The sequence below is a fragment of the Clostridium sp. HCS.1 genome (genome assembly GCF_047900555.1).
In the GTDB taxonomy this organism is placed as follows: Bacteria; Bacillota; Clostridia; order Clostridiales; family Clostridiaceae; genus Clostridium.
Window position 1 is genome coordinate 1633707 of record NZ_CP170704.1, and the last position, 24098, is coordinate 1657804.

The window sequence follows — 24098 nt, forward strand, 5'->3', positions numbered from 1 at the left end:
AAAGTACATTTTTTTTGTATAATAAAAATTTTACTATTATAGAAAATTATGATACTTTTATAGGGATTAATATTTTTTGAATAAAATGGAATGGAGGAACTATGGCACAAACAAAATATTCCGATAATAATATTAAAGAGATAGTTAATGATGTAATTGAAGAAATTAATTTAGGAAAAAGTAAAATTTTTAATATCTCGGATAGAATGAGAGATGAACTTGAAGTAAAAAAATCTGAATTAATGGAAGTAAAAACTAAGCTTTATAAAGTAATAGAAGAAGTAGACTCTTTAGAAAAGTTAGATAAATCTATGAGAGTTAGGTTGGTAGAAGTATCTAAAAATATTATAAACTCAACTCAAGAAGGTTTTGGCAATGTTTATGAGGAAGCATTAGAAGTAAGAGTAAAGTATATTACTAAACAAAATGAGGAAAAAGAACTTATTTTAAGAAGAGATGCATTAGAAAGATCATTAAAGGGTTATCATTCAAGTATAGAAGAGGCAGAAAGTGCAGTAAATCAAATTAACATTGCATTAGGTTATCTTGAAGGAAATATACTAGATGAAATAAAGGAAGATGATGAAAATTCTAAAATGATAAATGAAATAAAATTATTAGAAAATCAAGAAATAGAAAGAAGAAGAATAGCAAGAGAAATACATGACGGACCTGCTCAATATATAGCAAATGCTATGATGAGAATAGATTTTTGTAAGGTTGTAGTAAAAAAAGATTTAGAAAAAGGGATAAAAGAGCTTGATGATGTTAAGGGAAATGTAAAAATGGCCTTAAAGGAAGTAAGAGGAATTATTTATGATTTAAGACCATTATCATTAGAAGAAAGAGGATTAACTGAAGCTATAAAAGAAAATTTAAATAGAGTTTCTACGGAAAATAATATTGAAATTAATTCATTTATTGAAGAGTTACATATTGAAGTTGATAAAATAATTCAAATAGCAGCATACAGAATAATTCAAGAAATATTAAATAATGTAAAAAAACATTCTAAAGCCCAAATAGTAGATTTAAGAATTAATTATATAGAAGACTATATATCAATATTTGTACAAGATAATGGAATAGGGTTTAATGTAAAAGAAACTTTATTAAATACTAAAGTAAAAGGAAATTGTTATGGATTATTAGGAATATATGAAAGAGTGAAGTCTTTAGGAGGGAGAATAGAAATAAAATCTTCACCTAATGAAGGAACTGCATATAAAATAAAACTTCCAATTAATAGAAAGGTAAAAAAAGATGAGTAAGAGTAAAATTAATGTTATTGTAGTAGATGATCATGATTTAATAAGAGAAGGACTTAATAGAATAATTAGCTTTGAAGATGATTTAGTAATGATTGGACAATATAGTAATGGAGAAGAACTTATTAAAAATATAAAGAATAATATTCCTGATGTAGTACTTTTAGATATAAATATGCCATTAAAAAATGGATTAGATACTTTAAGGGCTTTAAAAAAATTATACAAAGACATAAAGGTAGTAATGCTAACAGTAGAAAATGATAAAAATACTATAATGGAAGCAATAGATATAGGAGCAGATGCATATATATTAAAGGAATCTGCTGGTATTGAAGTTGTTACAGCTATAAGAACCGTTTATTTGGGAGATAAATACATAGATAAAGCTTTAATAAAAGTTATGTTTAGTGATTTTAAGTACGGTGGCTCATCTGAAAATAAGAAAAATGAAGCTTTAAACTTATTAACAGATAGAGAACTAAGCATTCTATTTGAAATTTCAAGAGGATTAAAGAATAAAGAAATAGCAGACAAACTATTTTTATCTGAGAAAACTATAAAAAATTATATAACAAGTATGTTTAAAAAAATTGGCGTTGAAGATAGAGTTCAAGCAACTATATACGCAATTAGGAATAATATTGATGATTTTTATAAAAATAAGATTAAGTGAAGAATTTTATAAGGTTTTTTATTACGTAATATAATGTTATGAATATTAAAAACTTTAAAGTAAAAAAATGGTATATTAGTAAATAAAATAAGGGATTTAAGAAAAAGTATTAATAAAAACTTGATTATAATTATATATTAATACAAAGTTGCATATAAAATAATCAAATTATCATAAGGGGATAGATATTTTATTAACAAAGTTATTGAAAAATGTTCAATTTAAGTATACAATTACCTTGATTTTAATTATTAGGGGGAGATTATATGCAATCAAAAAAATTAATTGCTATTTGCTTATTATCAACAGCTTTATTAGTAGGTTGTGGAGGCAAAGAAGAAAAAGGTACAAGTACTAATGGATCAAATGTTGAGCAAAGTCAAAAATTTACTGGTACTAAAACTTATGAAAAGCTTTATGATGAAACAGGGAAAAAAGGGGATGTCATCGTAACAAATGTTGAGTTTAAAGATGGGGAAGCTGTAAATGTTTCCGTAGACGTTCGTCAAGAAAATGGAACAATGAAAAAGGAAGAAGCTAAAAAAGGCAACTATGTAATGAAGGAAGGCGAAGCTAAAAACTGGGGAGAACAAATGGAGTTGTTAGAAGCTTTCTTAAATGAAAATAAAGTTGATGTATCTAAGGTGAAATTAACTAATGATGATGGAAATACAGATGCTGTATCAGGAGTTTCAATTAAAGTTGGAGCTTATGTAAAAGCTATACAAGACGTTATAGACGCAACTAAAGAAGGAAAAGATTTAGAAACTGGATTTACTGGAGCAAAAATAGTTGAAAGCCCTTATGATCCAACTGGTAAAAAGAAGGACATGGTAGTTACTAAAGTTGTGTTTAATCATGGAAAAGCAATTGCAGTAAATATAGATGTTAAGCAAGAAGATGGATCTATGAAGAGAAAAGCATCTGAAGAAGGTAAATACGTAATGAAGGAAGGCGAAGCTAAGCATTGGCATGAACAAATGGATTTATTACAAAAGTTCATAGTTGATAATAATTTCGATCTTTCAAAAGTAAAATTAATTAATGATGATGGAAATACTGATGCAGTATCAGGAGTTTCAATTAAAGTTGGAACTTATGTAAAAGCTGTACAAGATGTTATAGATTCAGTTAAATAATAAAATTAGCTACCTATTTTTAGGTAGCTTTTTCTTTTAGAAAAATTAAATTTCAATAAGAATTCTTTTACCTATTATAGTTAGTTTAATATAAATAATAGTATCTTATAATATATTGTTAAAGGTAATTAGTGTATATGAAAGCGCAGGAAGTTAAATAATATCAATAATGATTTAATGGGAATTATTATTGACAAAGGTAATAATAGTAATATAATTATACTATAAGACACCCCCATGGGGTGGGTAAAGGGAGGCAGTATTATGAAGGAAGAAAAAGTTAAGATAACAGGTATGACCTGTTCAGCTTGTGCAAATAGAGTTGAAAAAGTTGTGGGTAAACTTGATGGAGTAGATAGTGCAAATGTAAATTTTGCTACAGAAACTTTAAACGTTAAATATGATAATGATAAAACAAATAGTTCTCATATTGAAAGTGCAATAGAAAAAGCAGGATATGGAGTTGAAAAAAATATCAAAAGTTATAGTTTCAAAGTTGAAGGTATGACTTGTTCTGCTTGTGCAAATAGAGTTGAAAGAGTAACTAAGAAAGCAAGTGGTGTAGAAAGCTCATCAGTAAACTTTGCTACAGAAAAATTAAATATAGCCTTTGATGAAAATAAAATATCTGTAAATGAGTTAAAGAATATAGTTGAAAAAGCAGGCTATAGTCTAATTGTAGAAGAAAAGAAAGAAAGTTCTATAAAGAAAATTCCTGCTTATAAAAAACTTTGGTATAGATTTATTTTATCTATTATCTTTACAGTTCCTTTATTAATAATATCAATGGGCCATATGATGGGGCTGCATCTACCACATATTATAGACCCAATGATGAATCCACTTAACTTTGCAATAGTGCAACTTATATTAACTTTACCAGTTATGATAATTGGTTATAAGTTCTATATTGTAGGCTTTAAAAACTTATTTAAGCTAAGTCCTAATATGGATTCTTTAATTGCAATAGGAACATCAGCAGCATTTATTTATGGGTTGTTTGCTATATATAAAATAAATATTGGAGACCATGAATATGCAATGCATTTATACTTTGAATCAGCAGCTGTAATACTTACACTAATAACTTTAGGTAAGTATTTAGAAGCGGTATCAAAGGGTAAAACTTCAGATGCCATTAAGAAGCTTATGGGATTGGCACCTAAAACTGCAAATATAATTAGAGATGGAAAAGAACTTACTATTCCAATTGAAGAAGTAAAAGTATTTGATATTGTAATTGTTAAACCAGGTGAAAAGCTTCCTGTTGACGGAGAAGTTGTAGAAGGAAATACTTCAATAGATGAATCTATGCTTACTGGAGAAAGTATTCCAGTAGAAAAGACTGTTGGAAGTAAAGTAATTGGAGCAAGTATTAATAAAACAGGATTTATAAAATATAAAGCAACTAAAGTTGGGGATGATACAGCACTTGCCCAAATAATTAAATTAGTTGAAGATGCTCAAGGAACTAAAGCACCAATTGCAAAGCTTGCAGATGTAATATCAGCATATTTTGTACCAACTGTAATAGCATTAGCTATAATAGGAGCCTTAGGATGGTATTTTGCAGGTGAATCAGCAGTATTTTCACTAACAATATTTATTGCTGTTTTAGTTATAGCATGCCCATGTGCTTTAGGACTTGCAACACCTACAGCTATTATGGTGGGAACAGGGAAAGGTGCTGAAAATGGAGTCCTTATAAAAGGCGGAGAAGCATTAGAAACTGCTTATAAAGTTCAAACTATAGTATTTGATAAAACTGGTACTATAACAGAAGGAAAACCAAAAGTAACTAATATTATAACTAAAGATATAAGTGAATCAGATATTTTAGCTTTAGCAGCTAGTGCAGAAAAGGGATCTGAACATCCATTAGGAGAAGCAATAGTAAGAGCAGCAGAAGAAAAAAATCTTAAGCTTAAGGAAATACAAGATTTTAGAGCTATCCCTGGTCAAGGAATTGAAGTAACAATAGATAATAGAGTTGTTTTATTAGGAAATAAAAAATTAATGTCTGAAAGAAAAATAGAGTTAGGAGATTTACAAAATAAATCTAATGAATTAGCAGAAGAAGGTAAAACTCCTATGTTCTTATCTATCGGAAATGAAATAAAAGGTATAGTAGCTGTTGCAGATACCGTTAAAGAAAATAGTAAAAAAGCAATTGAAGCTATTCATAATATGGGAATTAAGGTAGCTATGATAACTGGAGACAATGAAAAAACAGCAAAAGCAATTGCAAAAGAAGTAGGTATAGATATAGTATTAGCAGAAGTATTGCCAGAAGATAAAGCAAATGAAGTTAAAAAATTACAATCTGAACATAAAAAAGTTGCAATGGTTGGTGATGGAATTAATGATGCACCTGCTTTAGTTCAAGCTGATGTTGGAATAGCAATTGGTTCAGGAACTGATGTTGCAATGGAATCTGCAGATATAGTTCTTATGAGAAGTGATTTATTAGATGTAATAAAAGCAATACAATTAAGTAGAGCAACTATAAGAAATATTAAACAAAATTTATTCTGGGCATTTGCTTATAATGTATTAGGCATACCAGTTGCAATGGGAGTTCTTCATATATTTGGAGGGCCATTATTAAACCCTATGATAGCAGCAGGAGCTATGAGTTTAAGTTCAGTTTCAGTGCTATTAAATGCTTTAAGACTTAGAAATTTCAAAGCAAATATTTAAAATTATTATTTCTTAATTTCACATTTAAAATAATTATAGGCTGCTTAGGCAGCCCTTATTTTTTATTTATAAAAATCTTATTGATGTATTAAGAAATAATATATGTTAAAATGTATAAATGAATAAGTTTACATTGGATAAGGAGGATACTATGAGTAAAATAAAAGAGGTTCATGGTGCTTTAAAGGAATTAGAATTAGAAAAAAATGAAGGAGTAACTGCAGGTGAACTTAGTAGCTTTATGAACTTAGACAGAGCTAATGTAAGCAGATATCTAAATCAATTATTTAAAGATGGTATGGTTAATAAAAGTGAAGGACATCCTGTTAAGTATAGTTGTGTAGATAAGAATAAAAAAAATAAACAATCAGATAATTATAGAAAGCAAAAAGAGATAAAGAGAAATACTCTTGATACATTGGTAGGTTCAAAATATAGCCTGAAAATGCCAATTCAGCAAGCAAAAGCTGCAATATTATATCCTCCAAGAGGCTTACACACTTTAATATTAGGTGAAACAGGAGTAGGTAAATCAATGTTTGCAGAAGCTATGTATAATTTTGCAATTGAGACAAGGGTTATTAATGAAACAGCTCCCTTTATAAGATTTAATTGTGCAGATTATGCAGATAATCCACAATTAGTTATGGCACAAATTTTTGGAGTTAAAAAAGGTGCTTATACAGGAGCGGATTCTGATAGAGAAGGATTACTTAAAAAAGCTGATGGTGGAATATTGTTTTTAGATGAAATTCATAGACTATCTCCTCAAGGTCAAGAAATGTTATTTACATATATAGATAAGGGATATTTTAGAACCTTAGGAGATACAGAAAAAGTAGTGAATGCAGAAGTACAAATTATAGCAGCAACTACAGAAGATCCAAAATCATTTTTATTAAAAACCTTTACAAGGAGAATACCCATGGTAATTACATTACCAGCCTTAAAAGAAAAAACAATTAAGGAAAGGTATTATTTATTAAGAGATTTTATAGAAAATGAATCACAAAGAGTTCAAAAAAGTATTTATATAAATAAAAGTTCCTTAACATCATTCCTTTTGTATGACTGTCCTAATAATATAGGGCAATTAAAAAGTGATATTCAATTGTCTTGTGCTAGGGCATTTTTAAGGTATAAAGCTAAAAATAAGGACTATATATTTTTAGAACAAGAGGACTTACCTCAAAGAGTCAAAATTGGACTTATGAAGCTTCAAAATCATAGAGATGAAGTAGATGAAATACTAAGCAATATGGGAGATGTTCTTAAATTTTCAAATAGAAACAAGATAAACATATTAGAAGATGAAGCGGGCTTAGAGGAAATTAAAGAAGGGGTAATGTTCTATGATAGGATAGAACAAAAGATAGAAGAATTAAAAAGTGATGGAATAGAAGAAAAAGAAATTGATGAAATTTTAAATATAGATATAGAAAAATACTTTAGAAAATACATTATGGATTTGCCAGAAAAGTATAGAAAAGAAGAAATTTCTAAGATTGTAGATGTAGACATAGTAGATGTTGTTGAAGAAATATTATTATATGCTTCTAAAAAACTAAATAGAGATTATGATGAAAAGGTATATTTCGGATTAGCACTTCATATTCAAGGAAGCATTGAGAGAATTAAAAAGGGAATTAAAATTTTCCATCCTAAATTGAATTTTATAAGAGGTGAATATGCTAGAGAGTTTATAGTTTCTATGGAAGTTGCAAGTATAATAGATAAAAAATTTGGAATTGAAGTTCCATTAGATGAAATTGGATATATCACAATGTTCCTAGCAAGTAATCCATACAAAAAAGATAATGGAAAAGAAGAGAAAGTTGGAGTTTTAGTAATAATGCATGGACATTCAACAGCATCATCCATGGTAGAGGTTGCAAATTCATTAATTGGTGAAGATTATGTGAAAGCGTTAGATATGCCTCTTAGTATGAAGGCTGAAGATATGTATAAAATTGCACTTGAGAAAATTAAGAGTCTTAATAATGGTAAAGGTGTTATGTTATTGGTAGATATGGGGTCATTAACAAATTTTGCTGATATGATAAAAGATGAGACAGATATAAATGTAAAAACTGTTGATATGGTTACAACATTACTAGTAATTGAAGCAGGGAGAAAAGCTTTAAATGGAAGATCTATAAATGAGATATATGATTCTTGCATAGGAATAAAGAAATATGGAATTCAAGGAGCAAGTGTAAAAATAGAGAGAAAAGAGAATATTATAGTAACTTCATGTTTTACTGGAGATGGTTCAGCTCAAAGACTTAAAGAAATAATAGAAAACAATATCAATGATAATATAAAAATATATGCTTTAAATATTTTAGATAAGGATGATTTTTATACGAATATTGAATCTCTAAAGAAAAAATATAATATTTTAGCTATTGTAGGTGTACTTAATACTTATTTTCCTAATATTCCATTTATATCAGCAGCAGATATACTTTCAGGAGATGGAATAGAAGATTTAGAAGATCTTATTAAGCAAGAAGAAGAATATTATAAAATAATTGAAAGTATGGAAAAACAAATTGAATCTATAGATTCTTATAAATTAGTTTCTGATATAAGAGAAACTCTATATAAAATTGAGGAACATCTAAATATAAAATTAATTCATGATGTAAAAATAGGGATATTAATTCATATTTGCTTCCTTATAGATAAATTAAAAAAAGGAGGCAAAGAGACACCATTTGTTATGTTAAATGAATTTAGACATTCTAATAATAGGGAGTTTATTCTAATTAAGCAATGTTTAAAATTACTAGAAGAAAGATATAATATCAATGTTGGTGAAAATGAATTAGCTCATATAGTTAAGATGATAATTAATAATAAAATATCTGTGTAAAAATATGAGTCAAAATCTAGTATAATTATTGTGTGTAATTTATTATTACACACAGGAAATAAAAAAATAATCCATTATAATTAGAGAAATACAGGGCTTTAAGGAGTTTTTATTAATATGATTAATAGAATAAAAAGTTGGCATGGAAATTGCTATTAAATATAGTGTAATTAGTTACATAAATAGGAGGTAATGAAATGAAAAGAATATTATTAGTTTGTTCAGCTGGAATGTCTACATCATTATTAGTATCAAAAATGCAATCAGCTGCAGAAGCACAAGGAATAGAATGTAGTATTAAAGCTGTAGGGGAAGCAGAATTAAAAAAACATGAAAATGAAATAGATGTATTATTATTAGGACCTCAAGTTAGATTTTTATTAAATAAAATGAAAACTAAGTTTGAACCTTTGGGAATACCTGTAGAAGTAATAAATACAGTTGATTATGGAACAATGAATGGAGAAAAAGTTTTAAAACATGCACTATCAATGATAAACAAATAGCAGAAATAAAAAGGGGTGTAACCGATGGAAAAAATTATAATGGATTTAATCATTTTTAGTGGAGAAGCTAGAAGTTATGCAATGGAGGCTATGCAATGTGCTAAAAATGGACAAATTGATGAAGCAAGAAACTTAATAGAGAAGTGTAAGGAAACTTTAGGGAATGCCCATGGGACGCAAACTAGTTTAATCCAAGAAGAAGCAGCTGGTAATAAGACAGAAGTATCTTTATTATTAGTACATGCTCAAGATCATTTAATGACATCTATAGTAGTAAAAGACTTAGCAGAAGAGATTATAGATTTACATGAAAGATTAAGTGAGGTGGAATACAAAAATGCATAGATTAGGTATTTCAATATATCTTAATAATTCAACTATAGAAGAAATTAAAGACTATATTAACTTAGCATCTAAATATGGGTTTAAAAGAGTATTTACATGCTTAATATCAGCAACAGATAAAAATATAGAAGAAACTTTAAGTGAATTTAAAGAAATATTGAAGGTAGCTAATAAAAACAATATGGAAGTTATTGCAGATATAGACCCAGTAGTGTTCAAAAAGCTAAATGCATCAATATTTGATTTAAAAGTATTTAAAGATATGGGGCTTTCAGGTATAAGGTTAGATATGGGGTTTAGTGGTTATGAAGAATCAGTTATGACTTATAATGAATATGGCTTAAAAATAGAATTAAATATTAGCAATGGCACTAAGTATGTTGATAATATAATTTCATATAAATCAAATTTAAATAATATATACGGATGTCATAATTTCTATCCTCATATTTATACAGGATTATCTTATGATAACTTTATATCTTCAAGTAAGCAATTTAAGGATTTAGGCATAAGAACAGCTGCTTTTGTAAATTCTCCATCAGCAAAATTTGGCCCATGGCCAGTTTCAGAGGGATTATGTACATTAGAGATGCATAGAGATTTACCTATAGAAGTACAAGCAAAGCATTTATTTGCAACTGGGTTAATTGATGATGTTATTATTGCAAATGCCTTCGCATCAGAAGAAGAACTAAAAGCATTAAGCAAAATAAATATGGAAATGTTAGAATTTAGCGTTGAGCTAATTGATGACATTAGGGATTTAGATAAAAAAATCCTCTTAGATGAATTTCATTTTAATAGAGGAGATTCTTCAGAATATATGGCAAGAAGTACTCAAAGTAGGGTAAAGTATAAAGGAGAAAGCTTTCCACCATATAATGTGGTTGATATAAAAAGAGGAGATATATTAATTGATACAGATTTATACACTAGATATGCAGGTGAATTACAATTAGCTTTAAAGGATATGAAAAATACAGGAAAAACAAATGTAGTAGGTAAAGTTGTAGATGATGAAATATTTTTATTAGACTACATTAAACCATGGAGCAAGTTTTCATTTAAAATTAAAGAGTAATAGTTAATATTTAGTGTTAAAAATTCTGGTGAAAACCAGAATTTTTTATTTTCTATAGGAAATATTAATAATAGTCATCTTCAATGCTTTTAAAAAGATTGTTAAGCAATATTTTTACACAAATTCTTTTTTGAAATGATTGTGTAATTTTATTACACAATTTTAAAAATATAAGTGTGTAAAAAACAAATTCTGAAACCCTTATATATCAAGGGCTAAGCTATTTTAAAATAAAAAATAAAGTTGGCATGCAAATTGCTTTATATAAAGTTGTAAAAATAAATAAAACTTTTACAACTTTCAATGTAAAGGATTTTAAATTTATTAAATTATTAACTGAGAGCTCTTTCCAATGAAATCATTAATACAAATCTTTAGGAGTAATCAGTAAAACAAAAATTAAGGGGGATTTTTAAATGGAAAAATTCATGAACTTTATGGAACGATACATTGTTCCAGTAGCATCAAAGATAGGTGCTCAAAGACACTTAGTAGCTATTCGTGATGGTTTTGCTACAATAATGCCACTTATGATAATTGGTTCTTTCGGACTTTTAATTCACAATTTTCCGATTCAATCAGTTAAAGATTTATTTGCTGCAGGACAACCATTACATTGGTTAGATGTAATAGCTTTAAATGTTTATGGCGGATCAATGTTTTTAATGGGATTATTTGCCGCAATATCTATTGGATATGCATTAGGTAAATCATATGATGTCGATGGATTTGCAACAGGATTAGTTACATTAGCATCAAGCTTAATATTAACAAATATGTTTGCATATAAAGCACCAGTTACTTGGGGTGGATTTGATGCAGGAACACTTGGATGGGAACCAGGATTATTTACAAAATGGCTTGGACCTTCAGGATTAATTACTATATTAATTGTTACCTTAATTACAGGTACAATATTTGCTAAGTTAGCTCAAAATAAAAAATTAGTTATTAAGTTACCAGATGGAGTACCACCAGCTGTATCAAGATCATTCTCTGCTTTATTACCAACTATGATTACATTAACTTTAGTGGGAATTGTATTTGCAATTTGTGATGCATTTGGATATGCAGAAGTTTATTTACATGTATATAATTTAATATCAAAACCTTTAATGGGACTTGCAAATTCTTTACCAGTATTATTAGGATTAATATTAATACAACAAATTTTATGGTTCTTTGGATTACATGGATCAAATATATTAGCACCTGTTATAAATTCTATATTCCTTGCTTTAACAGCTGAAAATATGGCTGCCATAGCAGCAGGAGAAACTCAAGGAGTTAATATTATAAACAGTCAATTCTTAGATTCATATGTTAACCTTGGTGGATCAGGAATAACTGCAGCATTAATGATAGCTATGATAATTAATTCAAAGAGTGCTGTTAATAAGTCAATTAGAAATGTTGCAACTGGACCAGCATTCTTTAATATAAACGAGCCAGTTATTTTTGGATTACCAATAGTTTTAAATCCGATTTATATAATTCCATTTATAGCAGCACCAATGGTATCAGCATGTATAGCTTACTTCTTTAGTGTAATTGGATTTGTTGCTCCAGCATCAGCAGTAGTTCCATGGACTACTCCTCCAGTAATATCAGCATTCTTGGCTACTGGACAATGGCAAGGAGCAGTTGTAGCACTAATTAACATTGCAGTTTCTATATTTATTTACTTACCATTTGTAATGTACGCTGATAAGAAGAACTTAGAACTTGAAAGATCTGAGGCAGCAGCTGCAATGGTTTAATAATTTACCTAACAAACAATAATATTTAAATAAATGGAAAAGGGATAGTTTATATGCTATCCTTTTTCTATAATAATTAGGAGTTGATATTATGAAAGAAATTTTATATAAATTTACACATTTATTTACTTACACTACTGAAAATAAGGATGATGAAAAAGTAAGAAAAAGGAAGGCTTCAGCAGTTACTAATATTTGTGCAATTATAAGCTTAATATTATTAGTATATTTACTAAAAGGAATTAAATAAAAATATAAATATTTTATATAAATATGGGGAAATTATTAATGATTAAAATTTAGGAGGTCATTAAAATGAAATTTAAGTCATTAGTAATACCTTTAGCTATGGTTACTTTATTGTCTGTGGGGTGTGGTAGAAATAATAAAAATGAAACAACACCTAATGCAACAGATAGTAATAAATCTGAAACTAATAAAAATAATGGAACCGTTGATATGGTAACATCTCCTTCAAGAGTAACAGATGAAGAGAAGCTAATGAGGGCTGTTAATGAAAGTTGGATAGTGATATTAGAAAATGATGTAGAAACTTCTAAAGAAATTGTTTTAAACTCAGGTTTTAAAAAACCTAATAAAGATAACCCAAATAAAATGGATGATACTTCAAGAGTAGTTGCTTTATATAAGACAAATGAAAATAAAGAAAAAATAGCAGATTACACTTTAACTTTACCTAAACTTATTATTAAAGATGAAAATGCTAAAATAGAAGGTGGAACTATTAAAGGAGATCTTTATATAGAAGCTAAAGAAGTAAATATAGAAGGAACTACAATAGAAGGAAATGTATATTTTAATAATGAAGAAGAAAAAAATTCATTTCATATAGATGAGGGTTCAAAAATAACAGGAACTATGGAAATAAAATAGTACTATGAGAGTAAGTGGTTATTCATTTACTCTTTTTAATTTTATTTTTATAAAAAGTAAAAAAGGACTGGAATTTGAAATCGCAGCCCTACTAGATTTTCCAATGTTCTTTAAATTTTAAGACTTCATTTAGGTTTTTAGCTGCCATTTGCTGAGTTAAAATTATTTCATCCTCTATATCACTAAATCTTTTACCTAGAATTTCATCTAAAATATTTAAATCTTCTTCTATTTTATCTATATTTGAAAATTTATTAGAAACAATATTTAAAGCTCGAGTAACATCCTTTTTAAATTTTTCTTGTTCTGATTTCATTATAGTAACTTCAGTTTGTAATAGTGCTAAGCTATTATTAGTGCTTAAAATTATGTTTTTCATTTGATTAAGAATTTTAGGTAATTGTTTCAATACTTCGTTAGTTTCATATAATGTTAGATAAGAATTATTATTAGGTTCAACTCTTTCGTTATTCCCATTTATATTTTGCTCTTCCATGACTTATCACCTCATTATAGTATATGATTTTAAAACTATTAGTTACATAAAAATATAATAATAGAAAATATCAAGTGATAGTATTTTGCAACTAAATACAATATAATATATAATGAATATCAAATAAGGATATTTTTCTTCATTATAGAATCAAAAGGAAAAATGGAGGAGTTGTTTTGGAAACTAATTCAAAGATAATAGAAAAAAACCACATTAAAGCTAAAGAGCCCAAAAAATATAAGGTTATTATGTATAACGATGATTTTACAACTATGGAATTTGTAGTTGCTATTTTAAATATTATTTTTAATAAGAGTTTTGAAGAAGCTAATAAGATTATGATGGAAGTTCATAACGTAGGTAAAGGTATAGCAGGAGTTTATAGTTATGATATAGCTGTTACTAAGAAAAATAAAGCTATGTCAATGGCAAGAGAAGAGGGATTTCCCTTTAAGCTTACAGTAGAGGAGGATTAAAATGGATATAAGTAAAGTGGTACGAGATATTTTGCTTAGAGCTTATAGCACAGCAAAAACTAATAAAAATGAATATGTTACACCTGAACATTTACTATTAAGTGCTTTAGAGGATGATGTATTTAAGAATGTAATTGTTAAATTAAATGGAAATGTTGAAGAATTAAAAGATGATTTAATAAGCTATATTAATGAAAACTTAGATAAATTTGAAGAAGATGGGGAACCAGAAGAAAGCTTTGGAATTAAAAATGTATTAATAGTGGCTACTCAACAAGCAGCCTTTAGCGAAAGAAATTACGTAGCTTTAGAGCATGTTATTTCAGCAATTTATGCATTAAAGGATAGCTATGCAGTATATTATCTAGATAAGCAAGGAATAACAAAACAAGATTTATTATTTGAACTTTCTCATAATAAATCAGAGGAAGAAGATTTAGCTAAAGATGCTATTAAAATAATTAGAGTTAATAAACCTGAAGAAAAGAAAGATAAAAGTATAGTTAGCACTTTTTGTACTAATTTAACAGAATTAATTGAAGAAGATAACTATCCTTTAGTAGGAAGAGAAGACATAATTGATAGGACAATACAAATATTATGCAGAAGAACTAAAAATAATCCAATTCATATTGGAGAACCTGGGGTTGGAAAAACTGCAATAACAATGGGACTTGCTAAACAAATTAAAGAAGGAAATGTTCCAGAAAAATTAAAGGATGCTGAAATATTTTCATTAGATATAGGAACTATACTTGCAGGAACAAAGTATAGAGGAGATTTTGAAGAAAGAATTAAACAAATATTAGATGAAATAAAGACTTATGATAATCCAATAGTTTATATAGATGAAATTCATAATATTGTTGGTGCTGGTGCTTTAAATGGTAGTTCCTTAGATGGAGGAAGCCTGATAAAAGGATATTTACTTGAAGGGAAAATAAGGTTTATAGGAGCAACTACCTATGATGATTACAAAAAGTATTTTGAGAAGGATAAAGCACTAGTAAGAAGATTTCAAGTAATAGAAGTGAAGGAAACTTCTATTGAAGAAACCATAGATATATTAGAAGGTGTTAAGGATGTATTTGAAGAGTATCATAAAGTAAGTTATACTGATGAAGCATTAAAATCAGCTGTTAATTTAAGCTCTAAATATATTAATGATAAATTCTTACCTGATAAAGCTATAGATATAATAGATGAAGCAGGAGCATTTGTAGATATAAATAGAGAAAAATATTCTAGTGGATTAGTAGATGAATCTATAATTGAAGAAATAATATCTAAGATATGTCATATCCCTAAGAAAACCATAGAAAATACAGAAATAAAATCACTAAAAATACTAGAAGAAGAATTAAAAAATGCAATATTTGGTCAAAATCAAGCAATAGAAGAAGTTTCAAGATGTATTAAGATGTCAAGAGCTGGATTAAATGATGAAGATAAGCCAGTTGCATCAATGCTATTTGTTGGACCAACTGGTGTTGGTAAAACTGAAATAGCTAAGGTGTTATCAAAGACTTTAGGTATAGAACTAGTAAGATTTGATATGAGTGAATATGGTGAAAGGCATGCAGCATCTAAACTTATAGGATCTCCACCAGGATATGTAGGTTATGAAGAAGGTGGTCTTTTAACTGATACAATTAGAAAGAAGCCAAATTGTGTATTATTGTTAGATGAAATAGAAAAAGCTCATCCTGATATATTAAGTGTTTTATTACAAGTAATGGATTATGCAACACTAACAGATAATAAAGGAAGAAAGGCAGATTTCAGAAATGTTATATTAATTATGACCTCAAATGCTGGAGCTAGAGATATAGGTAAAAATTTAGTTGGATTTGCAAGAGGGACAGTAAATAATGAAGCTATAAGTGATGAAGTTAAAAGGGCATTTACTCCTGAATTTAGGAATAGATTAGATAAAATAGTTGTATTTAATCAAATAAATGAAGATATGGCAAGAGATATTACTAATAAGGAATTAAATAAATTTAAAGATAAATTAAAGGAAAAAAGTATAGAATTAACATTTACTGATAAAGCTATTGCTTTTATAAGTGAAAAGGGATTATCTAAGGAATTTGGAGCCAGAGAAATAATAAGAGTTATTAATTCAGAAATAAAACCTCTGTTAGTTGATGAATTATTATTTGGAGATTTATCAAAGGGTGGAAGTTGTATAGTAGATATAGAAAATAATACTTTTAAACTTACAAAGTAATAATTTTAGGAGCTGCATATACAGCTCCTAATTAATTTTATATTGTTATATAATATTATTTTACTTTGATAAAAAAAGATATAAAATATATATTATATAAAGTAATCTTATAAATGGAGGGATTAATTTTGTTTCTAAATATATTAATATTAGTATGGGGAGTTACAGAACTTATTATAGGTGGCTTAGTAACTACAAAGAAAAAGCTATCAATTTTAAAACCAATAGTAGAAAGTTTTTCTTATATAAATGCAGATTTTGATATTGAAAAAATATCTGATATTAAAAGTTTTTCAATATGGATTGGAGAAATTGTTTTAGTTGAAGGGGCTTTATACGTTTTTCTATCTTCCTCAGCAATATATTTCAATATGAATTTTATTATTGTTATTGGTCTTATTGGTATAATTGAAGTAGTATTCTTTAATATTATTATGAAAGGAATACAAATTTTTTTAAAGGAATAATGAGGTAAGGATGTCAGATAAAAAATATATTTTTGAAAATTATTTAAATATAGCAAGAAATTTTGTGCAAGAAAAAGAATATTCTAAGGCTCTTAAATTTTATAATAAGGCTTTTAGATTTGAAGAAGGAAAGAATGATATAGAACTTATTCTTGATATGGCTTTACTTTATGATAAACTTGGTTATAAAAATGAAGCAGAAGAAAAATATAGGATTGCCATTGATAGGGATGAAACTGATGCGAGGGCTTATTATGGACTTGGAGTTTTATACGATGAAGATGGATTCTTAGAAGAAGCTATAGAATTTTATAAGAAGGCAATTGAACTAGATCCCAAATATGATAGAGCATATTTTTTCTTAGCAAATGCTTATGATGAATTAAAGGATGTGAATAATGCAATTGAGTATTATAAAAAAGTTATAGAATTAGTGCCAAGAGATTTATGGGCAAATGCTAATTTAGGTTGTATTTATGAAGAAATGGGAGATTATGAAGAAGCCCTAATATATATGAGGGAAGCTTTAAGTATAGAGCCTAGGAATTTTAGAGTTTTATTTAATATGGGAGTATTACTTAAGAATTTAAACAATGAAGAAGAAGCAAAGGAATTTTATCTTAAATCAATAAATGAAAATCCTAAATATCCATATAGTTATTTAAATTTAGCTATAATATATAAAGAAAAAGGGGATTTTAGAACTGCTATAGAAATTATAAGCAAAGGTATAGAATATAATCCAAATGCAAGTTTCTTATATTATAATAGATGTTGCTTTTATACTAATATAAATGAATTTAAATTAGGATTTAAAGATTTATTAAAGAGTATAGAAATGAATGATATATTTTTTGATTATATGAAGAAGGATGAAGAGTTAAGTAAATTAAGAGAATTACAAGAATATAAGGACTATGTTTCTTTAAAAAATTCTTAAGAATAAGAAGAGCTGTTATTTATAGCTCTTTTTTTGTTTTGTTAAAAATATAACAATTTTATAATTATAATAAATAATAGTTATTTTTTATATACAAACAATTGGAATTTATAGATAAATTTTAAAATAAATTTAAATTTTTAGTTAAAAGTATTGTTAAAAATATTACAAAAGTTGTGAGAAGCCTCCATTTGTGGTAATATGAAAATGCTCGCCAAATTACAAATTAAATTTGTGGGCTTAATGTCGAATACTATATATAGGAGGTTTTAGAGTGTTAATTAATCTATTTAATAATGTAAAAGTTTCAAATAAATTATTTACATTAATTGATTCTAAATTATCACAAACTTTAGTAAAGAAAGAGAACTTAGAAGAATTATCTGCTAAGGAAATTGATGAAAGTTTAAGTTCACATTACGAAAATAATAAAGATAAAAAAGTAATAGTTAAGGCTTTTAGCTTTCAACCCAATTTAAATGGATATGGAATTATAGTAAATGAAAAAAAAGAAGAATTAAAGAAAGGATTAGAGAAAATTAATTCTTTAAATGAAGTTAAGTTTGTAGTTGATAAAAAAGATAAAAACTTATTTAAAGAATTAGGAATGTATGGTGAAGTTATCAAAGTTCCTGCTATTACAGATCTATATGAGGATAAGCTTATAAGTAAAGTGTATGGCGAAAATAAGAATGTTATTATATACGACATATTAGATATTATTAATCTAGGACAATCCTTATTAGGAAAAGAATTAGAAAAATATATTACTGTTTATGGTAGCGCAGTTGAAGGGAATAAAGTAATTGCTATTAATAGTAATACTACATATAAAGAAGTTTTTGAAGAGTTGAAGGGAAATAAGGATATTCTCGAAAAAATTATAGATGGAGGAAGCTTAAATGGTACTCCTGTATATAATATAGATTCAAAAATTAATAAGGATTCAAAAGGATTATTATTCTTAAGTAAAACAGATTTACCATCAAGTGAAAAATATAGTTGTATTAATTGTTCTAAGTGCTTAAGAGTATGTCCTGAAGGGTTAAGTCCTATAAAACTTATGGATTTATCTAGAAGAAATGAAAAAGAAGAGTTTATTAAATTTGGAGGAAACAAATGTATAGATTGTGGGCTATGTAGTTTTGTATGTCCTTCAAATATTGAAGTAGCACAAATAATAAAAACTTCAAAAGTATTTAACTAACAAAATAATCTGAATAGGAGTGAAAAGTGTGGAAAGTAGAAATCTTAAAGTATCACCATCACCTTATGTGAAAAAAGGTCTTGGGATTAATAAGATAATGATGGATTATATTATAGCTTTAATTCCATCTATATTTGCGGGTATTTATTTTTATAAATTTGATGCTGCTAAAATAATAATTACTACAATTTTAGCTAGCATTATTGCTGAGGGACTTTGGAATAAGTTTGTTAAGAAAACATCCTTTTTAACAGATTTAAGCCCTATAGTACTAGGTATAATTTTAGGTTTAATAATGCCAACCTATGTTCCATTATGGATACCAATTATAGGATCAATTTTTGCAACTATAGTTGTAAAGCAATTTTTTGGTGGATATGGACAAAACTTTATGAATCCAGCAGCTGCTACTAAAGCATTCTTAATTGCTGCATGGGCAGGGGTTATGGCAAAACCAGTAGCAGATGCAACTTCATCAGCATCAGAAACTGTAGATGTAGTAGTTCCATTAATAGATAAAATTATAGGCCAAGCATCAGGAAGCATTGGAGAAGTATCTATCTTAGCTTTATGTTTAGGTGGACTTTACTTAGCTATTAGAGGAAGAATTAGTTTAAGAGGACCAGTAGCTTTCATTTTATCAGCAATGGCTATGTACAACATATTTGATAAAGAATTATTATTACCAGGTGCATTTTTTGTAGCTGCAATTTTTATGACTACTGATTATGGAACAACTCCAATGACTAGAGTAGGACAATACATATTTGGAATAATGGCAGGTATATGTGCTTCAATTATAGCAGTTAAAGGATTTAATCCTGAGGGACCATATTACGCTATTATCATTATAAATTTATTTACTCCTTTAATAGAATATTTAACAACCAAAAAATTTAAGGTTAAGAAGGAGGCTTAATAATATGAAAAGAAACTTTAAGCTAGGAGGAATCCTTCTATTAATAACTATGATTTCAGGGTTATTACTTGGATTTGCTAATGATTTAACTAAAGAAGCTATTTTAGAAAATTCTAAAATAAGCAAGGAAGATCTAAACTATATAATGCCATCTGCAGAAAAAATTCAAGATAGCACTATTGAAATAGATTCTGAAAGCGCAATTAAAGAAATTTATGAAGCTGTTAATGGAAATGATATTGTAGGTTATGTTATGAAAGTAACTAGCAAAGGATTCCATGGAGCAGTTGACTTTGTTGTTGGAATTTCTAAAGAAGATAAAGTTACAGGTATGAAAGTATTATCACATAGTGAAACACCTGGATTAGGTGCAAAAATATCTGAGGATAAATTTACTGAAAGATTTAAAGATAAACCTGCAACAGATTATTTAGAAATAGTAAAAGTTACTCCTAATAAAGATAATGAAGTAGAAGCTATATCAGGAGCTACAACTTCAAGTAAAGCATCTGTAAATGCTGTAAATGAAGCTATTACATTCTATTTAGAAAAGGTAAAAGGTGAAACAGTAGAACCAAAGGTAGAAACTGATGCAGATACAGGCGCTAGCTCAAATTAATATTAAATTAGGAGGAAAGCAATGAATAAATTAATTGAAAGATTAAAAAATGGAATAATTACTGAAAATCCAATTTTTGTACAAGTTTTAGCTATGTGTCCGACTCTAGCTGTTACAACAAGTGCAGAAAATGCTTTGGGAATGGGACTAGCTTCAACTGTTGTATTAATATTTTCTAATATGATAATTTCAGCAATAAGAAAATTAATTCCAGATGAAATAAGAATACCAGCGTATATAGTAGTTATAGCATCTTTTGTTACAATAATTGATATGCTAATGCAAGGATATTTACCAAGTCTTTATTCTTCACTTGGAATATTTATACCATTAATAGTTGTTAACTGTATAATCTTAGGAAGAGCTGAAGCTTATGCATCAAAGAATCAAATACTACCTTCTATATTTGATGCAATTGGGATGGGATTAGGATTTACTATAGCATTATTTTTAATTGGAACATTTAGAGAAATATTAGGTGCTGGTCAAATTTTAGGAATTCAAATTATTCCTGAAACTATTAAGCCTGCTTCTATTATGATATTAGCACCAGGTGCCTTTTTCACTGTAGGAGGACTTATGGTTGCTATAAATGCTTATAATATGAGAAAAGCAGCTAAAACAGGTGAAGAAGTTAAGCCTTTAGAACATAGTTGTGGAAGCTGTTCAGGATGTGGAACTGGATCTTGCAGTACTTCTTCAGGAAGTGAAATTAAAGAAATTAATAAAAACTAAGAGGGGTGGAACTTATGGAATTATTTATGATTTTTATAGCAGCAATGCTTGTAAATAACTTTGTACTTTCTAAATTCCTAGGAATTTGTTCATTCCTTGGAGTTTCAAAGAAAAAAGATGCAGCTATAGGAATGGGATTTGCTGTTACCTTTGTTATGATTTTAGCATCAGTAATGTCATGGCTTGTTTATAATCAAATATTAGTTAGATTTAATCTTGAATACTTAAAAACTATAGCTAATGTATTAGTTATAGCAGCATTAGTTCAATTTGTTGAAATGGCTATTAAAAAGTTATCTCCAGCTCTTCACAAGGCTTTAGGAATATACTTACCACTTATTACTACAAATTGTGCTGTGTTAGGGATGGCAACATTAAATATACAAGAAAATTATAACTTTATAGAATCTTTAGTAAATGCTTTAGGTGCTGCATCAGGATATATGCTATCTATAGTTCTATTAGCATTTATTAGAGAAAGAATAGATAATAATGAAAATATACCAGTTGTTCTAAGAGGGTTACCAATTACATTATTTACAGCAGCTTTAATGTCAATTGCCTTTTTAGGATTCCAAGGATTAATTCACTAGGGGAGGTTTAGTATGAATATTTTATATGCAACTTTAAGCTTAGGAATTTTAGGTTTAGTTTTTGGAATACTTTTAGGCTTTGCGTCAAAAGCTTTTGAAGTAAAGGTAGATCCTAGAATACCTAAGTTAAGAGAGTGTCTTCCAGGTGCAAATTGTGGGGGATGTGGATTTGCTGGTTGTGATGCTTATGCAGAGGCAGTAGTAATGGAAGGTGCAAAACCTAACTTATGCTCTGTTGGTGGAGCCAAAACTGCAGAAGATATTGGAGAAGTTTTAGGAATTAAGGTAGATTCTTCTGAAAAGATGACTGCATTTGTTAAATGTAATGGAAATTGTGATTCAGCTAAAAATAATTATGAATTAGAAGGTGTTACAGACTGTCTAACAGCATCTCTTATGGTAAATGGTGGTGCAAAAGCATGTTCATATGGGTGTTTAGGCTTAGGAAGCTGTGTTAATGTCTGTGAATTTGGTGCGCTTGAAATAGTTAATGGTATTGCTAAAGTTAATATTCATAAATGTACAAACTGTGGAGCATGTATAAATATTTGTCCAAAGGGACTTATTGAATCAGTACCTGTTTCTAAAAAAGTGAGAGTAGAGTGTAATAATACAGAAATAGGAAGACATGTTAAGGAAAACTGTACATCTGCTTGTATAGGCTGTAAATTATGTGAGAGAAATTGTCCAAAGGATGCTGTTCATGTAATTAAGAATTTAGCTAAAGTAGATTATGATAAATGTGTGAATTGTCAAATTTGTACTAAAAAGTGTCCTACTGGAGCAATTAAAAACGTAATGATATAAAATTAAAAGGAGCTGTCGCACAATGTAAAATGAATAGTTGCGACAGTTCCTTTTAACTTATTTATTAAATATTCCTAATAAGGATAAGGAATTTACTCTATTTTTTATTAAGTTTTTGTCTGTGGTGTAAAGATTTAGACCTTTCATTCTTTCAAAGTATTCTCCACCTGAAAAAGTATGTCTTTGCATTTTACCATTTTCCATATCTAAAACTTCATTTGAGTAAGCAATAATATCTCCTATAGAAAGTTCTCTAGGCAATTCTAAAAGAGGTTCTCCCAATACATATTTCACAGAATTATAACCTGCTAATGCTCCTGTAGCCATAGCTTCTGTATGTCCTACAAAAAAGCCTGACTTTTCACCAGCACAAAACATATTATCTAATCCTTTAATTTTCATTGTATTGTCTCTAGGGCTTGATGCTAAATATCTAATAGAGTTAGATACTCCACCAGATAAAGGATCAATATACCTAGCATTTTCAAGGCCTGGAATCTTACGCAGTTTTTCTATAGGGTAGTAAGAAGTCATAAGTTTTATATGACCAGTATCTAATAAAATTACATTCTCAGCAAATTCTTTTAATGCATATTGTTGACATACCTTTTGACTTAGCTTTTCTAAGTTAATATCTTCAGAAGGTACAGGAATACTTACTACACCTTTAGTAGTAAGTTCTTCTAATAACTCCTTAGATAACGACTCACGAGGTAATTCACAGGAACCACTCATTGCACCAGGGGTACCATTACTTCTTTGTCCTATAATGTCATTTATTCCAGCTTTTGAACTTAAGCTCTCTCTACCGCCAAAAGTAGGACATCTTAATATACACATTGAACATCCGTTACCATATCTATTACAATTTGTCATAGGACCTGTTGATCCAGTAGTTTCTATAAATACATCTCCTTCAATATAATCTCCATTAGATAATTTAATTTTAGTAATAGAGTTATTTTCTAAAGATATATTTATAGCTCTACTTTTAAAGTGAATATTAACGCCAAGGGCCATTAGATAGTTTCTTATTTTTGGTTCAACCATAGCTATATCTGTTAGACTTGCATGTTTATGGCCAGTGAAATCTACATTTTTATGAAGAGATAAGCTGTCCATGATATCGATTATTTCATTTGCACCTAAGTAAGACAACTCTTCAGCTGCTGTAAATCTTCCGTTATTTCGCATTATTCCACCTACATTTCCAACGCCAAGTAGCATATCTGTTCTTTCAATAAGGTGAACCTCTGCCTTCATTTTTTTTGCTTGTATTGCAGCTTGACATCCAGCAAAGCCGCCACCAATTACAATAACTTTCATTATTAATACCTCAAATATTAGTATTTATAA

General features: G+C 28.1%; 23 protein-coding genes. 21 read left to right on the top strand and 2 right to left on the bottom strand.

The genetic code is table 11. The annotated features are described in order from the left end of the window. Nucleotides 1-101 precede the first annotated feature (101 nt). The 11 genes from ACFYH6_RS07800 (at nucleotide 102) to ACFYH6_RS07850 (ending at nucleotide 13250) form a co-directional block, all read left to right on the top strand. Nucleotides 102-1271: a sensor histidine kinase gene (locus tag ACFYH6_RS07800; protein WP_316344132.1), complete on the top strand. Its 1170-nt coding sequence runs from the start codon at nucleotides 102-104 to the stop codon at nucleotides 1269-1271. After that, nucleotides 1264-1944: a response regulator transcription factor gene (locus ACFYH6_RS07805; RefSeq protein ID WP_316344133.1), complete on the top strand. Its 681-nt coding sequence runs from the start codon at nucleotides 1264-1266 to the stop codon at nucleotides 1942-1944. Before ACFYH6_RS07800 ends, ACFYH6_RS07805 begins: the two co-directional genes overlap by 8 nt. Before the next feature lie 266 nt (nucleotides 1945-2210). Then, complete coding sequence (locus ACFYH6_RS07810; RefSeq protein WP_316344134.1) at nucleotides 2211-3083, top strand: hypothetical protein; 873 nt, start codon at nucleotides 2211-2213, stop codon at nucleotides 3081-3083. A gap of 264 nt (nucleotides 3084-3347) precedes the next feature. Continuing rightward, on the top strand, nucleotides 3348-5783 hold the full coding sequence (locus tag ACFYH6_RS07815) for a heavy metal translocating P-type ATPase (RefSeq protein ID WP_416180342.1): 2436 nt from the start codon (nucleotides 3348-3350) through the stop codon (nucleotides 5781-5783). Between the two features lie 151 nt (nucleotides 5784-5934). Next, nucleotides 5935-8661, top strand: a complete 2727-nt coding sequence (locus ACFYH6_RS07820) for a sigma 54-interacting transcriptional regulator (RefSeq protein ID WP_416180341.1) — start codon at nucleotides 5935-5937, stop codon at nucleotides 8659-8661. Between the two features lie 197 nt (nucleotides 8662-8858). Beyond that, a complete protein-coding gene (locus tag ACFYH6_RS07825) occupies nucleotides 8859-9167 on the top strand; it encodes a PTS sugar transporter subunit IIB (protein WP_316344137.1) in 309 nt (102 codons plus the stop codon). Nucleotides 9168-9191: 24 nt separating this feature from the next. Continuing rightward, on the top strand, nucleotides 9192-9512 hold the full coding sequence (locus tag ACFYH6_RS07830; RefSeq protein WP_316344138.1) for a PTS lactose/cellobiose transporter subunit IIA: 321 nt from the start codon (nucleotides 9192-9194) through the stop codon (nucleotides 9510-9512). Next, nucleotides 9505-10596: a DUF871 domain-containing protein gene (locus ACFYH6_RS07835; protein WP_416180340.1), complete on the top strand. Its 1092-nt coding sequence runs from the start codon at nucleotides 9505-9507 to the stop codon at nucleotides 10594-10596. Before ACFYH6_RS07830 ends, ACFYH6_RS07835 begins: the two co-directional genes overlap by 8 nt. Before the next feature lie 416 nt (nucleotides 10597-11012). Beyond that, nucleotides 11013-12356, top strand: a complete 1344-nt coding sequence (locus tag ACFYH6_RS07840; RefSeq protein WP_316344140.1) for a PTS sugar transporter subunit IIC — start codon at nucleotides 11013-11015, stop codon at nucleotides 12354-12356. Between the two features lie 91 nt (nucleotides 12357-12447). After that, on the top strand, nucleotides 12448-12606 hold the full coding sequence (locus tag ACFYH6_RS07845) for a hypothetical protein (RefSeq protein ID WP_316344141.1): 159 nt from the start codon (nucleotides 12448-12450) through the stop codon (nucleotides 12604-12606). Nucleotides 12607-12671: 65 nt separating this feature from the next. After that, complete coding sequence (locus ACFYH6_RS07850) at nucleotides 12672-13250, top strand: hypothetical protein (RefSeq protein WP_316344142.1); 579 nt, start codon at nucleotides 12672-12674, stop codon at nucleotides 13248-13250. A 91-nt stretch (nucleotides 13251-13341) separates the two neighbouring features. Here ACFYH6_RS07850 and ACFYH6_RS07855 read toward each other — a convergent pair whose 3' ends face one another. Further along, nucleotides 13342-13746, bottom strand: coding sequence for a hypothetical protein (locus tag ACFYH6_RS07855; protein WP_316344143.1), 405 nt, complete (start codon nucleotides 13744-13746; stop codon nucleotides 13342-13344). A 176-nt stretch (nucleotides 13747-13922) separates the two neighbouring features. Here ACFYH6_RS07855 and ACFYH6_RS07860 point away from each other — a divergent pair, with 176 nt between their 5' ends. From ACFYH6_RS07860 to ACFYH6_RS07905, 10 genes are all read left to right on the top strand, one after another. Beyond that, nucleotides 13923-14222 carry an ATP-dependent Clp protease adaptor ClpS gene (locus ACFYH6_RS07860; protein WP_316344144.1) on the top strand — a complete coding sequence of 100 codons (300 nt, stop codon included), beginning with the start codon at nucleotides 13923-13925 and terminating at the stop codon, nucleotides 14220-14222. Nucleotide 14223: 1 nt separating this feature from the next. After that, nucleotides 14224-16455, top strand: coding sequence for an AAA family ATPase (locus ACFYH6_RS07865; protein WP_416180339.1), 2232 nt, complete (start codon nucleotides 14224-14226; stop codon nucleotides 16453-16455). Between the two features lie 128 nt (nucleotides 16456-16583). After that, on the top strand, nucleotides 16584-16922 hold the full coding sequence (locus ACFYH6_RS07870) for a hypothetical protein (RefSeq protein ID WP_416180338.1): 339 nt from the start codon (nucleotides 16584-16586) through the stop codon (nucleotides 16920-16922). A 10-nt stretch (nucleotides 16923-16932) separates the two neighbouring features. Next, nucleotides 16933-17862 (top strand): tetratricopeptide repeat protein, encoded by a 930-nt coding sequence (locus ACFYH6_RS07875; protein ID WP_416180337.1) that lies wholly within the window; start codon nucleotides 16933-16935, stop codon nucleotides 17860-17862. 274 nt (nucleotides 17863-18136) lie between these two features. Beyond that, the gene (locus tag ACFYH6_RS07880) at nucleotides 18137-19069 is read left to right on the top strand and encodes a 4Fe-4S dicluster domain-containing protein (protein WP_316344856.1); all 933 of its coding nucleotides are present in this window, start codon (nucleotides 18137-18139) and stop codon (nucleotides 19067-19069) included. A gap of 28 nt (nucleotides 19070-19097) precedes the next feature. After that, nucleotides 19098-19988, top strand: a complete 891-nt coding sequence (locus ACFYH6_RS07885) for an RnfABCDGE type electron transport complex subunit D (RefSeq protein ID WP_416180336.1) — start codon at nucleotides 19098-19100, stop codon at nucleotides 19986-19988. A 4-nt stretch (nucleotides 19989-19992) separates the two neighbouring features. Continuing rightward, nucleotides 19993-20607 (top strand): RnfABCDGE type electron transport complex subunit G, encoded by a 615-nt coding sequence (locus ACFYH6_RS07890; RefSeq protein WP_416180335.1) that lies wholly within the window; start codon nucleotides 19993-19995, stop codon nucleotides 20605-20607. Between the two features lie 21 nt (nucleotides 20608-20628). Beyond that, nucleotides 20629-21342 (top strand): electron transport complex subunit E, encoded by a 714-nt coding sequence (locus ACFYH6_RS07895; RefSeq protein WP_316344852.1) that lies wholly within the window; start codon nucleotides 20629-20631, stop codon nucleotides 21340-21342. Between the two features lie 14 nt (nucleotides 21343-21356). Further along, nucleotides 21357-21935, top strand: coding sequence for an electron transport complex subunit RsxA (gene rsxA, locus ACFYH6_RS07900; protein WP_416180334.1), 579 nt, complete (start codon nucleotides 21357-21359; stop codon nucleotides 21933-21935). A gap of 12 nt (nucleotides 21936-21947) precedes the next feature. Beyond that, nucleotides 21948-22742 carry an RnfABCDGE type electron transport complex subunit B gene (locus ACFYH6_RS07905; RefSeq protein WP_316344850.1) on the top strand — a complete coding sequence of 265 codons (795 nt, stop codon included), beginning with the start codon at nucleotides 21948-21950 and terminating at the stop codon, nucleotides 22740-22742. A 57-nt stretch (nucleotides 22743-22799) separates the two neighbouring features. Here the strand turns inward: ACFYH6_RS07905 and ACFYH6_RS07910 are convergent, their stop codons facing one another. Next, the gene (locus tag ACFYH6_RS07910; RefSeq protein ID WP_416180333.1) at nucleotides 22800-24068 is read right to left on the bottom strand and encodes an FAD-dependent oxidoreductase; all 1269 of its coding nucleotides are present in this window, start codon (nucleotides 24066-24068) and stop codon (nucleotides 22800-22802) included. Between the last annotated feature and the right edge of the window lie 30 nt (nucleotides 24069-24098).